Raw genomic sequence first — 14,215 nt, 5'->3', positions numbered from 1 at the left:
ATTACTGTAATTGTGTTGATCCTATTTCCTCAAATGAATTTTTAATCTCCAATGCCGCTTTGTATTTTTTAGCGTCTACTACATAAGTATTAGAAGCGGTATCGTGCCATCCCCTGGGTATTTTTGCGATGAACGACAACGCTTCAAGTGATATTATCCTGCAAAGCGCCCTTATGAGAATTGCCTTTGCAGTAGGCTTCGAGCCATCCTGCATTACTACCATTGTGCCAGTAATCATTTTACCGATGCTTTTCTGTGTGAGGAATTCGCTTATAAAAAGATAAGCCGACATCACCAAAGTAGTAACTATCCTATCAGTAAGTCCGTCAATCTGTTCGAACCAAATGAGGATAGCATCGCTACCTAAAAAGGAAGTTATTACACCAATAAAACCTATGGCTATGAAAATTAAAATCAGGACAGCGACATCAATCAAAAGGTTCAGCAACCTCTTATGCCATGGAACCAACATGCTACTGTCTATTTTTACTGTTGTATTATAGTTCATTATATAAAAGAAAAGAAGGAGCAAACTAAGCTGCTCCTTCATAATTTATTTGTGTTTGTTGATTAAGATCCGCACATTTCGCAATCTTCCGGGTCGGCGTTGCGGGAGCGCTCCAGCATTGCCTGGAACTCGCTCACGGCCATCGGTGCATCGGCTTCCACTGCTACGCCGTCTGCCAGTACTGCCGCTTTTGGTGCAGGCTCGGCTTTCTTGTCGTTGTTAAGCGTAAACTTGATGGCATCCACAGCACTCTTGGTCCTCAGGTAATACATGCCTGTTTTCAGGCCGCTCTGCCATGCGTAGAAATGCATTGAGGTAAGCTTGGCAAACGTGGCGCCTTCCATGAACAGGTTAAGCGACTGCGACTGGTCGATGAAGTAGCCCCTTTGGCGCGACATGTCGATGATATCCTTCATGCTCATTTCCCAAACCGTTTTGTACAGTTCTTTAATATCGTCAGGAATACCTTCGATGTTTTGGATGGAACCGTTGTTCCTCATCACTTCCTGTTTCAGGTTTTCGTTCCAGAGGCCAAGGTTTACAAGGTCTTCCAGCAGGTGCTTGTTCACCACGATGAATTCGCCCGAAAGTACCCTCCTGGTGTATATATTGGATGTATACGGCTCGAATGCCTCATTATTTCCAAGTATCTGCGATGTAGAAGCGGTAGGCATCGGTGCCATAAGCAGCGAGTTGCGCACGCCGTGTTCCATAACTTCTTTGCGAAGCGAAGCCCAGTCCCAACGTCCGCTAAGGTCTTCATCCTTCAGTCCCCAAAGGTTATACTGGAACTCGCCCTGGGATATCGGCGAACCTTTAAAGGTAGAGTATGGCCCGTCTACTTTTGCCTCTTCCATCGATGCGGTCACGGCAGCAAAGTACATGGTTTCGAATATTTCCTGGTTCAGTTTTTTGGCCTCATCGCTGGTAAACGGAAGGCGCATCAGGATGAACGCGTCGGCAAGCCCCTGAACGCCCAACCCTACCGGACGGTGGCGCATGTTGGAGTTCTCTGCTTCTATAACGGGGTAGAAATTCCTGTCGATCACCTTATTCAGGTTGCGTGTTACGCGCTTGGTCACATCGTACAGGTACTGGTGGTTGAACTGGCCGTTTTCCACGAACATCGGTAGTGATATCGAAGCCAGGTTACACACGGCTACCTCATCGGCGGCAGTGTACTCCATGATTTCTGTACAAAGGTTAGATGACCGGATGGTACCCAGGTTCTTTTGGTTCGATTTCCTGTTGGCCGCATCCTTATACAGCATATATGGTGTTCCTGTCTCGATCTGCGACTCAAGGATTTTCTCCCAAAGCTCACGCGCCTTGATGGTTTTGCGGCCTTTTCCTGCTGCTTCGTATGAATGGTATAATGCCTCGAATTCGTCGCCATATACATCGTATAGGCCAGGGCATTCGTTAGGGCACATCAGTGTCCAGTGCGCATCGTCCTGCACACGCTTCATGAACAGGTCGGAAGTCCACATCGCATAGAACAAGTCGCGCGCACGCATCTCCTCTTTACCGTGGTTCTTCTTCAGGTCAAGGAAGTCAAAGATATCAGCATGCCATGTTTCAATGTAGATGGCAAAACTTCCTTTGCGTTTTCCGCCACCCTGGTCTACATAGCGCGCGGTATCGTTGAATACGCGGAGCATCGGCACTATACCGTTGGAAGTACCGTTTGTACCGCGGATGTACGAGCCCGTAGCCCTTACGTTATGTATAGACAAACCTATGCCACCGGCCGATTGCGAGATCATCGCCGTTTGCTTCAGGGTATCGTAAATACCCTCGATGCTGTCGTCCCTCATGGTAAGCAGGAAGCACGATGACATCTGCGCTTTTGGCGTTCCTGAATTGAACAGCGTAGGCGTAGCGTGGGTAAAGTATTTTTTAGACATCAGCTCATAAGTCTCTATGGCTGACTGGATGTCGTTCAGGTGGATGCCCACGGAAACACGCATCAGCATGTGCTGCGGGCGCTCCACGATCTGTCCGTTTATTTTAAGCAGGTATGAGCGCTCCAGCGTCTTGAACCCGAAATAATCATAATTGAAATCCCTGTTGTAGATGATGGTAGAATCAAGGATCTCTGCATTGGCCATAATGGCTTCATACACTTCGTCCGAAAGCAGCGGCGATTCCTGGCCGGTCCTCGGGTTTACGTAGTGGTACATATCGTACATCGTTTCCGAGAACGACTTTTTAGTATTTTTGTGCAGGTTAGATACCGCAATACGGGCTGCCAGCTGTGCATAATCAGGGTGCGTTACCGTCATGGAAGCAGCGGTCTCTGCCGCCAGGTTATCCAGTTCGGATGTGGTCACGCCATCATACAGTCCTTCAATAACACGCATTGCCACTTTAACCGGATCTACCAGTTCGTTCAGTTCATAGCATAATTTCCTTATCCTGTCCGTGATCTTATCGAACATCACCGGCTCTCTTTTTCCATCTCTTTTAACTACATACATAAGGCAACATTTTAAAAAGTTAATAATTGGCGCGCCATCCCGCGCCTATTGGTCGGTTTAGTAAGTCTTAATTAAAAATCGGCATCAAAGCTGATCTTCTGCGAATCGCCCTCTTTGTTGAGCACGCCCGCCTTTTGGTATTCGGACACTCTTTTCTCGAAAAAGTTGGTCTTGCCCTGCAGCGAGATCATATCCATGAAATCGAACGGGTTACCGGAGTTATACTGTCGCTCACAGCCCAGCTCTACCAACAGCCTGTCGGCGACAAATTCCAGGTACTGTATCATCAGGGTTGAGTTCATCCCGATAAGGCTGGCAGGAAGCGACTCGGTAATGAATTCGCGCTCAATGTTCAACGCATCCACAATAATCTCTTTTATCCTGGCTTTTGGCACTTTATTTACCAGGTGGTGGTTGTGCAGGTGTACCGCAAAATCGCAATGCACACCCTCATCCCTCGATATCAGCTCATTAGAGAAAGTTAGACCCGGCATCAGGCCGCGTTTCTTTAGCCAGAAAATAGAGCAGAATGCACCCGAGAAGAAGATTCCTTCCACCGCTGCGAAAGCAATGAGCCTTTCGGCAAAAGAGTCCGACTCAATCCACTTTAGCGCCCACTCCGCCTTCTTTTTGATAGCAGGGAACACCTCAATGGCGTGGAACAGCTGGTCTTTCTCCGCTTCATCCTTTACATAGGTATCTATAAGGAGTGAATAGGTCTCACTATGGATGTTTTCCATCATGATCTGGAACCCGTAGAAGAATTTCGCCTCCGGGTACTGGACTTCGTTCACAAAGTTCTCGGCCAGGTTCTCGTTCACGATACCATCCGATGCCGCAAAAAATGCAAGAATATGCTTGATGAAGTACTTCTCATCATCATTCAGCTTTGTATTCCAGTCGCTCAGGTCCTGGTGCAGGTCGATTTCTTCTGCTGTCCAGAAGCTGGCCTCCATTTTTTTATACCATTCCCATATATCATGGTGCTTTATGGGGAAAATTACAAACCTGTTTTTATTTTCGGTCAATATCGGCTCTGGTGCAGACATAATGCTTTGAATTTTATTATATTGTGTAACGATGTTTTGTCTTACGGGGGAGATACAAAGATTGGCATTTGAATGAGAAAATGAAAGCCAAACTTATTCACAATCGGGTATAGTTTTTAACAACCCTTAACGAACTGTTAAAGATTTATTAATTTGACAAACTCCTGAAAGTCAAATTATTATAAAGCGTAAATTTATTGATTTTTACCCGAAACAGGCAGTAAAACAAGGGCTTTAACACCATTTTTAACGGCGTCTCTGTACGGGGTTGTCTTTTAGCTCGGCCGCAACTTTTTCCAACTCGGCATACCAGTCTTTGCCAAAGCGGCGGATGAGTGCCTCCTTTACAAATTTGTATACCGGTACCTCCAGTACTTTAATTAAGGAGTTATCAAGTTATTTTGTTTTGTACCATTTGTATCATTTGCATCATTTATACTATTAAAACCATTAGTACCTGATTTATTTTCTACTGCAAATGTTTTATCTTCTTCAATAAATTTATCAACATATCAACAATTACTTGTTTCAACTACTTATTTTACTGGTATTTCTCTATTTGTCGACGATGTCCAAAAATTTTAATTATTGTGTTATTGTTGTTGTTGTTGTCTCTATATTTGTAAAACAACGTTCATGACTGTTTAACACTGTTTAGAATGTTTAAATGATGTTAAATAAAAACCGCCGCACAAGGCGACGGTTCAAAAATGATTATTCTACCTTTCGGTAAATAATATCGCAACATCAATTACCAGCCGTGAGAAAGCATAAATTGATGGAGCGAGTTTCCTAAATTTGGCCCACAGTTCTTTCAAACTGACAGGGCCATTTTTTTTGGCACTCATGGATACAAAGATTGGCATTTGAATGAGAAAATGAAAGCCAAACTTATTCACAATCGGGTATAGTTTTTAACAACCCTTAACCAACTGTTAAAGATTTATTAATTTGACAAACTCCTGAAAATCAAATTATTATAAAGCATAAATTTATTGATTTTTACCCGAAACAGGCAGTAAAACAAGGGCTAAAACACCTTTTTAACGGCGTCTCTGTACGGGGTTGTCTTTTAGTTCGGCCGCAACTTTTTCCAGCTCGGCATACCAGTCTTTGCCAAAGCGGCGGATGAGTGCCTCCTTTACAAATTTGTATACCGGCACCTCCAGTTCCTTGCCCAGGGCACAGGCAGGATTGCAAATATCCCAACGGTCGTAATTGACAGCGGCAAATTCAGTAAAGTCTTTTACGCGTACGGGGTACAAATGACAGGAAACGGGCTTTTTCCAGTCGACAATGCCCTGGTTATACGCCTGCTCGATGCCGCAGAGGGCAGTCTGCCCGTCAAAAATGACATAAGCACAGTCCTTATTATCTATAAGAGGTGTTTCGAGCTCTCCATCGGTGCCTTTCACCCATGTGCCCTGCTTTTCGATGGCTTCTATCCCTTCCTTGCGCAGGAACGGTTTTACCTTAGGGTAAATAGCCTCCAGTATTTTGGTTTCCTCTTCATTCAGCGGCGCGCCGGCATCGCCATCCACGCAGCACCCTCCTTTGCATGCCGAAAGATTGCACACAAACTCCTTTTCTAAAATATCTTCGGATACTATTGTTTTTCCCAGTTGAAACATGGAGCAAAGATACGGTTTAGCCACGAATTACGCTAATTTTCCTCAATTTTGAGGCCACCTGAAATATCATGCGGAAATTTGTGTAATCTACCTAATTCCCTGCAAAATTCATATAGGCATATGTAGCTAAACCCCTCCCAAAATTTAACTGGAAATTAGCACTGATACCAAATATATGCAATACTTTTGCAGTCCCTAAAATCATTTGTCATGGGTTTTGACTGGAAGCAGATATTCACAATAACCATGGTGCTTTTTGCCGTGATCGATATTATTGGAAGCATTCCCATAATAGTAGACCTGCGCAACAAACTGGGCCATATCCAATCGGAAAAAGCATCGATTGTTGCCACGGTCATCATGATTGCCTTCCTTTTTGTGGGTGAAGAGATACTAAAGCTCATTGGTATCGATGCCAACTCGTTTGCCGTGGCGGGATCTTTCGTTCTGTTCTTCCTGGCCCTCGAAATGATACTCGGCATACGGCTTTATAAAGAGGACAATCCCAGCACGGCGTCTATTGTACCCATAGCATTCCCGCTTATTGCAGGGGCCGGAACCATGACTACCATACTTTCGCTACGTGCCGAATTCGAAAAAATAAATATCATTATTGCCATAGTGATCAATGTAATCCTGGTATATATCGTACTGAAATCTTCATCAAAAATAGAGAAGCTTTTGGGGGATAACGGCCTGGGTGTCATACGAAAAGTATTCGGGGTGGTACTGTTAGCAATAGCTGTTAAATTATTCGCGGCTAATGTTAAACAATTATTCATTTAATATTAAATTTTATAATTTCACATCCGGAAAACCTTTCCATATAAGTAACACAAGCTATATGAAAATTTTTATCTACACGCTGATAGGACTCGCTTTTGGGCTTATCATCTTTAATGCCACCCAGCTTGATTTCAACAATCTTACCGAAGGGAACAGCTTTGCGGCACTTGCTGGCATCGTAATGTCGTTGTGCGCCATATGCATCCTTTTAATATTCAGGCTGGCAAAGAACATCGAAGAAAAAACAAGGAACCATTAATATGTTCGATGTCCTTATCATTGGCGGTGGCGCATCGGGGGTTTCCTGTGCGCTAGTCATCGGTTCCGCACTTAAAAAACCCTATGCTGAAGGCAAAAGGGCCGGCATACTTACCCACCAGAAAGCATCAATGCTGCAGGACGCAATCTTTTGGAATGCCTATGGGGTACCTCCCGGAAAATTAGGCAGCGACCTGATGAGCGAAAGCCTGGAGCAGCTCACCTCCCAGTATCCTGAAATGGAGCAGATACCCAATGAAAAAGTGATGCGTATTGATGGCATAGCAGGTAATTTCACCGTTGTCACCAATAAAAACACTTACCAGGCTAAAGCTGTTGTCGTGGCAATAGGATCGGCAAATACCTTTGCCATCGAAAGCCTTATGGACTACGTTATCCCGCACAAAAAAGCAATCCCCGAAAAGAACCGTATCCAACTGAAAAACGACGACCACCTGGTTGCCGAAGGCATTTATGTAGCGGGTACACTTGCCGGGCACCGCAGCCAGCTTGCCATCGCTGCCGGCAGCGGGGCATCTGTAGCTACCGATATCATGACGCTATGGAATAACGGCATCCCGACGCAATATCATGACAGTACGCGTTCTAAATAATCAATTGTAATTTTCAGCCAAATATTAATCTGTAAGATTTTACCCGAACCAAATAAAAACAATACTTTTAGCATTGTAATAAAATGGCTATGAAAGTATTGAATTTGCGAGTTTGGGTTGACTTTAAGATCAACGGAAAAACGCACAACTGGTATTGGGACAAACGCTATGAGAATTATGCCGAAAGGCCAACCTTTACAGATGAATTTGTTTTAGAGTGCGTGCGCAAGCACCTGAAGCTTGATGTTTCCGGGATGATAGATGAAGTGGACAACTTCGGCAACCCGGATTTTGAGTTCGAAGGATTTGAAGAATATACCGAACGCAAGTATAAGCTCAGCCTCAAAACCGAAAGGATGAGCGAAAGCGAAATCAAAAAGGCGTTGCTTGCCATGAACGGCATAAAAACCAAAAAGCTGAACCCTAAAAAAGCAGGATGGGATATTTCATTCAGCGATACTTCTACGGACAATCCTGTAAACCCTGAAAATTATGGCTTCCCGCAGGAGATGCTCGAATACCTCTCCGTCCCGGCCAACCTGTTCAAGTCCATCGAAGGCGGGCAGGAAGGGCCCACGATGATTGAGCTAAGGGCGGCATCTAACCTCAAAACTATCGAAGTGGAGTTTTGGGCTGATGATGAACATACCGCCATTACGAAAGATTTTTTTAATGCAGACCCCAACAAAGGCAATGACGAGCAGATGTACCGCTTTACAGGTATCGACCTGGTGCGGGAAAATGACCTGTACCAAAGCGAAGGCCTGCTGATATGGATCCCGGAGCTCAGGAAATTCGGTACTTATGACCCCGAGCATCAAAATCTTGTCGTGTTCCCCGATGCTACACCGAAAGATATCTTCGGCAATTTTGGGAAATACATTGCTGCCCAATGGCAATACGGCAATGACTATATGGTAAAATGCGGCAACATTTACGACTACTACGAACCGTGGAACTATTTTGAATTTAAATAGCGGCCTGAACGGGATGGTTTTGCAAATAAATCGCAACCTTTGTAAATAATACGCAAACAGCATGTTAAGCACCCGAAACCTCTTTTCCCGGAAGCACACCTATCTGTATATCGTAATGATATGCATGCTTGCCGTTGCCGTGCTTATGGCTTTCAATAATGGGGACGGTAACGATTTTGACCTGTCCAAAAGGGAAGTTTTGCTCCGCAAAATTGCGCACGAACTGCTGCTGCAATCGGGGGACAGTACCTCCCGGGTGTTACCGGTAGAAAAGATGTCCGAAAATGAATACCGGATACGCTTTGAGAAGGATTTTGGCTTTGTACCCGATTCGCTTGTAGACATAAGCCGGCGTGTACTGGCTGCAGACACAGCTGCGACAGATTATACGGTAAGCGTACTGAGTTGCGACAGCCCTGCCATAGCGTATGCATATACCTTGTCGGAAAATAAAAAAGAGGACGTTGTGCCCTGCAAAGGGAGACGACAGCCAAAGGCCTGTTATGTCATCAACATCAAATTCAAGCCTGAGAGCAACAATGCAATGGCAGGATACATTTTGGGCGGCCTGCCGGTTTTGGCATTGACCGGGTTTATTCTTTTCAGACGTAAGCCAAAGAAAACCCCACCCGGCGAAAAGCCTGCCGGTACACTGGATTTAGGCAACACATCATTCTACGTGCAGCAACGGCAGCTCTTAATTGACGGAAACACGATAGACCTGACCACAACCGAAGCCCGCCTACTGCTCATTTTTGCGCAATCGCCCAACCAAACGATAGAGCGCAGCCGCCTGCAAAAGGAAATATGGGAAGATGAAGGGGTCATCGTGGGCCGCAGCCTGGACATGTTCATTTCAAAACTCCGCAAAAAACTGGAAGCAGACCCGGATATCAGCATTGTTGTGGTGCGGGGCAAAGGGTACAAGTTGGAGGTTGGCTGATAAAAGAGTAATCACAGCTACTCTCGCTGTGAATTTATAAATGATTCAATACTTTGCATTATTGAATCATTCAGTTGTGCAGGTTTTCCATTCAGGTACAGCCTTATTACGGTATTAGGCTTAATGATAAGGGAATCGATAAGGTTCTCCTTATAATCTAACAAGGCAATCGTCTTAAATTGAAGCAAATCTTCATTAATTGTTACTTGCCATTCAGGATTGGGCGGAAGTTCTGTTTCGCGGTATTGAAGGCAATAGTGGCGGCGTGGAAGCTCAAAAGAACGGTCTTCCAAGGGCACAACCCTGTACGCTGACTTCAGATAAAGGGTATCGCCTTTCAGGGCATAGGGCAGGGTTACATAATATTCAATGCCGTCCCAAAACAATCCGCATCCTTCCACATCAGAATTGTAATGAATCACGGCTATCGAATCTATGGTGACGGCCTGTCTCAACAGAACACGGTCTTCCCGGCATGATAACAGGAAGAGAAACATCACTAATATCGGTAGTCTTTTCATGTTTTCGGTTTGTCTTTTATCAATGAATACGTCAGCATGATGCTTATCCAAACAACCAACAGGCCCGCAATCACAAACCCGGGGATGAAGCCTTCGTTCACGATGGTCATAATAAGGAAAACAGAAAGGACACTGTTCCAATGCCAGACAACACTATGGTAATATAACGCAGAACCTGTTTTGCATTCCCCGAAGCGATTACGGCAAATGCCCAAAGTGCCGCAAATGTAAGGACCGAATACGCCAAGAGGAGGTATTCGGCAAAGCCCCATCCTTGATTGTGTCCCGCAACGCCTACTGCCATTTGCGCTGCGAACATGAACACAACAAACAGCACTAGTACAATCCGGAACAAGACAGAGTATACCTTCAGCATTTTTAAATAGTTATTAGTGATGGTTGCAATTTAAAGATTTACTCTTTGTCATAATCATCTTTCATCATATAAAAACAGAGGCTGTCGTTTGACAGCCTCCGAATCACAAAAACAATAAAAATGTATCAAAACACTTTAAACTGGTATACCGGTGAAGAGGTAACGTTGCCTGCCTCATCGGTAGTGACCACTTTCCAATAATAGGTACCACCTGATACCACAGCCACGTTAGGCAGTGATTCTGTAGTTACGGTGCCTTTCAGTGTAGTCGGGTTGGTGTTGGTATCCAGGTATACTTTATAATCTACAATATCGTTATCCAGGTCGCTGCCGTCCCATTGCAGGGTAACAGTCGGTCCGTGAACTGTTGCGCTCATGGCAGGTGCCACTACCTCGGCCGGAAAAGGTGCATAGTTGGTTATGCCATTACCGGCATTATAAAACTTCCAGATGTCGCTCCTTACTGTAGAACCATTAGATTTGTTAGCGTTTACATACCATGAGTAAGGAGTACCTTTATCAAGTATTACCTCAAGCGACAGGTTGCCACCCGCACTGTATTGTAGCAAATTTTGGGTCGTGAGGTTTTTTACGTACACAAAATAGGTCTCAGTATCAGGTGCAGCACTCCATTGAAATGTAACCCTGCTTTGGGTAGCCGATACTTCAACACCCGTAGTACATTCCGAGTTATTCTCAGGGAAAGACGGCACAGCGGCCTGGGTATTACTGCCACCTCCATTGCCATCTCCATCGCTTGAACACCCTGCCAATGCAAATAACGATGCCGTTAATGCTATCAGTATCTTTCTCATTCTTTTACAATTTTAATGTTATACGCCTGCATTCCGGCTACTACCTTCATGACATAAATACCTGCCGCGAGCGAACCTGTATCTACGGTGAATACTTTGTCCTGCGTAGTATAATTGCCCGCAATCACCCTCTTGCCCAGTGTAGAGAACAGCTCCGCATATATAATGCCATTCTTAACTTCGGGGATCAGTACATGTAAGTCGTTGCCGCTAACAGGATTCGGGTAAACACGCAGGCTGTTATCCATCATTATGGTCTTCCTGTAAACACCCTGGCACTCCTTGTCCGTCTTTATTTCAAGATTATTCTCGCCGCCTTTAAGGTCTAGGGTAATAGAATTAGCCGAAGTTTCATATACCATACCGTTAAGGTTTATGGTGTAGTGGCTTCCGCCTTCCAATTCAAGATTCACCGTATAATTGTCAGCCGCTACCCTTTGCAGTACCGAAAGGTCGCCCGGTTCGGTAACCACCACGTCAAAGCATTGGCTGAAGGCCGGTGCCTCCGGAAGGGTAATGCACACTTTGTATTCACCTGCCGCCAGATTACTGAAAGAGGTTGTTGTGGTAAAATTGGCCGTTTGGTTTGCAGTACCCGTTAGCGTGGCCACATAGTTGTGGTTGGCCGCTGCTGTAATTGCAATGCTTCCGTTGTTGGATGTACGGCATGTTTCGCTCGTTACCTGCAAGGCAAAGTTGTTTGAAGGCAGGGTGAACAGCGTGCAGCCATTGAAATCTACTACTGTGCCTGCAGGTGTACCCGGGCATTGGTCAATCGTGTCAGGGACACCATCGTTATCGGAATCCGGAGCCTGGAAAGAGAATTTTACCCAGTTCAGGTTAAAGCCCGGTGCTGTTACTACCAGCCTCAGGAAATAACGCCCGGCAGGAAGTGTTGCATCAGTAGCGAGTGTCTGCCAGTTCTGCCATCCACCGGTCGGTGTCATGGTAACGGTGTGTATGTCCTGTGTATTTTCATTGATCAGCTGTAGCTTAAGGCCACCTGTCTGGCTTTCGCCTGAGCGTCGGTACTCAATCCTGTAGTTACCCGCCTGGCTAATATTTACAAGGTATTCGAGGTAATCGCCTGCATCGGTATAGCCTATATTTTGGCCACCTCCTGCATCAGTGGTGTTTTCGAGTTCAAGGCCACTGTTAGCATAGAAACTTTCCGCCTGGATAACCCCCGATATTTGCTGGAGGTTGCCTATTCGGTTGCTGACAGGCTTATCTGTAAAGGCAGCATGTACAGTAGTATCTACCGCAATGAGGTTGCTTCCGGCATAAGTAAACGTGACCACATCTGACGGATTGATTGCTGTAGCAGGAATAATCACAAAGCTGTTTGCCACCGTACCCATAACGATAGAGCTAATGGTAACGGCATTGCCATTCACTTTCAAGGTAAGTCCACTTGAAGCAAGGTCGATGCCAGACTGTAAATGCTTATTGAAAACCACATTAATCTTATCGCCAAGGACATTGGTAGCTGCATCAATCACTTTAAAGTCAGCCTGCGCAGAAGTGGTCGGGTTTTTAAATTCAACGAAGTTCAGGTTAAAGGAACCTGCATCGAAATATACTTTCACTTTATTTTCACCTGCCTGAAGCAGCACATCGGTAAGTGTGACTGTAGACCATGTAGTATACGAACCCGTAGAAGGCAGATTGATCCTTTCGGATATCCTTCCGTTTGCATCTTCCAAATGGATTGCGCCACCCATACCTGAATATCGGATGTCAATATCATACGCAGTCTGGTTTTGCTGGGTAAGTGTGTATAGCAGCCATTCGCCCCCCACAATATGGCTTACATGGAAACCGTTCCCTGTATCATTTGATTCCTGGATGTCAACACCGTCATTACGCATGGCCCATCCGTTGTTCCAAGCGGTAAATGTGCCGGTATCGGTCCTGTAGTTGGCAATATCGGTGTCATGGTAGGCATACAGGTGCGGACCAAGGTCATACTCTGTAGCGTAAACTTTGCCCGGAAGATTGTGAGTCTTATATTTCACAGTTTCTGTGGTTTGTATCTGGCGGAACATTGCATCAATAACGTCCGGCTTAGTGGTAACATTCTGCATTTTATAATTCTCTGCAATCTGCATAAGGGCATTAAATGCAAATTCCTGAGAAGGCTGCGTACCACCGTTAGACCAATAATCAAGCAATTGCTGGTATTGAGCTGTTTTGGTCACAGCCGCAGGGCCTGCTATGCTGCCTATCTTCTTCAGCGGCCACCATGCCCATCCAATATTGAGCGACTCAACAAGGGATATTGCATCCCTGAACCAAACATTGGAGTTCTCACCACTCTCACCTAGCCAAAGTGGGACGTTGTGCTGCGTCCTCAAATTCAGGATCCCCTGTATGGCTCCTACTGTGTTAGCGTTCCAATATTTGTGAAAACTAAGGGTCATATTTGTGTCCCAAAGCGGAAACATTCCATTATAGTTATTACCCCAGCAATTTCCTTCGATTATGATGATATGGTTAGTATCTACCGCACGAATGGCATTTGTTATAGCGACATATAATGTGCGTAAAGGTGCATTTGAGTTTTCGTCGCAACCGTTTTGGTTGCTGCCGGTAAAGGCCCAGTTGGGTTCGTTTATCAGGTCGTAGCCCCCTATCCAGGGTTCATTCTTATACCTTTCAGCGAGCTTTGCCCAAAGTGCAATAAGCTTTTGCTTGTTCGCTTCACTTTCCCATAGTGAAGGCTTAGCAGGGTTATAGTCGGAAATATTCGCATCCTTACCCTGCCCGCCCGGTGCGGCATGCATGTCGAGAATAAGGTAAATTTGATTTTGTTCGCACCATTCCAAAAGCTGGTCAGTACGTTGAAATCCTTCTTCAAGCCACGTGTTTTGCCCTGCCACCGGCTCCTGCTCTATCGGCAGCGTGTACAAGTTATAGTGCATTGGGAGGCGCACGGAGTTAAAACCCCATGCCTTCAAGGAATCGATATCCCGCTTAGTAATGCCATTATTACGATATGCCTGGTAAAAAGTTTCAGCATTAGCTTCTCCTATAAGCTGAGTTATTTTTTCGCGTATCTGCCATTGGGTGCCCGCAAAGGCATCCGTCTGTAGCATATAGCCTTCCTGTACCATCCATCCGCCAAGCCCCATCCCGCGAAGCAGGACGTTGTTGCCGTTGCCGTCCACTATGTTCTGCCCGTTTTGATGCAGGTAGCCCTGACCGAACGCTGAGAACGATAATACCAATAAAAGGATTTTATATAGCTGTTTCAT

12 protein-coding genes and 1 pseudogene are annotated in these 14,215 nt (G+C 45.3%); 5 read left to right on the top strand and 8 right to left on the bottom strand.

All coding sequences use genetic code 11. The features are described 5' to 3' along the window. Nucleotide 1: 1 nt before the first annotated feature. The 5 genes and pseudogenes from OGH69_RS03920 to OGH69_RS03900 all read right to left on the bottom strand — a co-directional run bounded on the left by OGH69_RS03920 (nt 2) and on the right by OGH69_RS03900 (nt 5,668). A complete protein-coding gene (locus OGH69_RS03920; RefSeq protein WP_265173143.1) occupies nt 2-550 on the bottom strand; it encodes an RDD family protein in 549 nt (182 codons plus the stop codon). A 20-nt stretch (nt 551-570) separates the two neighbouring features. Beyond that, on the bottom strand, nt 571-2,988 hold the full coding sequence (locus OGH69_RS03915) for a ribonucleoside-diphosphate reductase subunit alpha (RefSeq protein WP_265173142.1): 2,418 nt from the start codon (nt 2,986-2,988) through the stop codon (nt 571-573). Between the two features lie 71 nt (nt 2,989-3,059). Next, on the bottom strand, nt 3,060-4,037 hold the full coding sequence (locus OGH69_RS03910; protein WP_265173141.1) for a ribonucleotide-diphosphate reductase subunit beta: 978 nt from the start codon (nt 4,035-4,037) through the stop codon (nt 3,060-3,062). Between the two features lie 246 nt (nt 4,038-4,283). After that, nucleotides 4,284-4,424 (bottom strand): annotated as a pseudogene (locus tag OGH69_RS03905) (DUF3109 domain-containing protein); the annotation flags it as partial. 656 nt (nt 4,425-5,080) lie between these two features. Continuing rightward, entirely contained in the window at nt 5,081-5,668 is a 588-nt protein-coding gene (locus OGH69_RS03900) for a DUF3109 family protein (protein ID WP_265173140.1), read from the bottom strand. A gap of 210 nt (nt 5,669-5,878) precedes the next feature. Between OGH69_RS03900 and OGH69_RS03895 the strand changes: the two genes are divergently transcribed. From OGH69_RS03895 to OGH69_RS03875, 5 genes are all read left to right on the top strand, one after another. Beyond that, on the top strand, nt 5,879-6,454 hold the full coding sequence (locus OGH69_RS03895) for a MarC family protein (RefSeq protein WP_265173139.1): 576 nt from the start codon (nt 5,879-5,881) through the stop codon (nt 6,452-6,454). A gap of 58 nt (nt 6,455-6,512) precedes the next feature. After that, complete coding sequence (locus tag OGH69_RS03890) at nt 6,513-6,713, top strand: hypothetical protein (RefSeq protein ID WP_265173138.1); 201 nt, start codon at nt 6,513-6,515, stop codon at nt 6,711-6,713. Nucleotide 6,714: 1 nt separating this feature from the next. Continuing rightward, a complete protein-coding gene (locus tag OGH69_RS03885; RefSeq protein ID WP_265173137.1) occupies nt 6,715-7,326 on the top strand; it encodes an FAD-dependent oxidoreductase in 612 nt (203 codons plus the stop codon). Nucleotides 7,327-7,415: 89 nt separating this feature from the next. Next, nucleotides 7,416-8,303 (top strand): hypothetical protein, encoded by an 888-nt coding sequence (locus OGH69_RS03880; RefSeq protein WP_265173136.1) that lies wholly within the window; start codon nt 7,416-7,418, stop codon nt 8,301-8,303. 61 nt (nt 8,304-8,364) lie between these two features. Then, nucleotides 8,365-9,246 (top strand): winged helix-turn-helix domain-containing protein, encoded by an 882-nt coding sequence (locus OGH69_RS03875; protein WP_265173135.1) that lies wholly within the window; start codon nt 8,365-8,367, stop codon nt 9,244-9,246. Between the two features lie 17 nt (nt 9,247-9,263). Here OGH69_RS03875 and OGH69_RS03870 read toward each other — a convergent pair whose 3' ends face one another. The 3 genes from OGH69_RS03870 to OGH69_RS03860 form a co-directional block, all read right to left on the bottom strand. Continuing rightward, nucleotides 9,264-9,767, bottom strand: coding sequence for a hypothetical protein (locus tag OGH69_RS03870; RefSeq protein ID WP_265173134.1), 504 nt, complete (start codon nt 9,765-9,767; stop codon nt 9,264-9,266). A 501-nt stretch (nt 9,768-10,268) separates the two neighbouring features. Continuing rightward, a complete protein-coding gene (locus tag OGH69_RS03865; protein WP_265173133.1) occupies nt 10,269-10,958 on the bottom strand; it encodes a hypothetical protein in 690 nt (229 codons plus the stop codon). Further along, complete coding sequence (locus tag OGH69_RS03860; protein ID WP_265173132.1) at nt 10,955-14,215, bottom strand: carbohydrate-binding protein; 3,261 nt, start codon at nt 14,213-14,215, stop codon at nt 10,955-10,957. The genes OGH69_RS03865 and OGH69_RS03860 overlap by 4 nt, the downstream gene beginning before the upstream one ends.

The organism is Flavobacterium sp. MFBS3-15 (genome assembly GCF_026107645.2).
Lineage (GTDB): Bacteria > Bacteroidota > Bacteroidia > Flavobacteriales > Flavobacteriaceae > Flavobacterium.
The sequence above is the reverse complement of the archived record's forward strand: the minus strand, read 5'-3'. Positions and strand labels throughout refer to the sequence as shown.

Bases quoted from the DNA above. Each gene is read 5' to 3' on its own strand.
- OGH69_RS03895 (WP_265173139.1), top strand. From the start codon at position 5,879: ATGGGTTTTGACTGGAAGCAGATATTCACAATAACCATGGTGCTTTTT.
- OGH69_RS03870 (WP_265173134.1), bottom strand. From the start codon at position 9,767: ATGAAAAGACTACCGATATTAGTGATGTTTCTCTTCCTGTTATCATGC.
- OGH69_RS03915 (WP_265173142.1), bottom strand. From the start codon at position 2,988: ATGTATGTAGTTAAAAGAGATGGAAAAAGAGAGCCGGTGATGTTCGAT.
- OGH69_RS03885 (WP_265173137.1), top strand. From the start codon at position 6,715: ATGTTCGATGTCCTTATCATTGGCGGTGGCGCATCGGGGGTTTCCTGT.
- OGH69_RS03910 (WP_265173141.1), bottom strand. From the start codon at position 4,037: ATGTCTGCACCAGAGCCGATATTGACCGAAAATAAAAACAGGTTTGTA.
- OGH69_RS03860 (WP_265173132.1), bottom strand. From the start codon at position 14,215: ATGAAACAGCTATATAAAATCCTTTTATTGGTATTATCGTTCTCAGCG.
- OGH69_RS03880 (WP_265173136.1), top strand. From the start codon at position 7,416: ATGAAAGTATTGAATTTGCGAGTTTGGGTTGACTTTAAGATCAACGGA.
- OGH69_RS03865 (WP_265173133.1), bottom strand. From the start codon at position 10,958: ATGAGAAAGATACTGATAGCATTAACGGCATCGTTATTTGCATTGGCA.
- OGH69_RS03920 (WP_265173143.1), bottom strand. From the start codon at position 550: ATGAAGGAGCAGCTTAGTTTGCTCCTTCTTTTCTTTTATATAATGAAC.
- OGH69_RS03875 (WP_265173135.1), top strand. From the start codon at position 8,365: ATGTTAAGCACCCGAAACCTCTTTTCCCGGAAGCACACCTATCTGTAT.
- OGH69_RS03890 (WP_265173138.1), top strand. From the start codon at position 6,513: ATGAAAATTTTTATCTACACGCTGATAGGACTCGCTTTTGGGCTTATC.
- OGH69_RS03900 (WP_265173140.1), bottom strand. From the start codon at position 5,668: ATGTTTCAACTGGGAAAAACAATAGTATCCGAAGATATTTTAGAAAAG.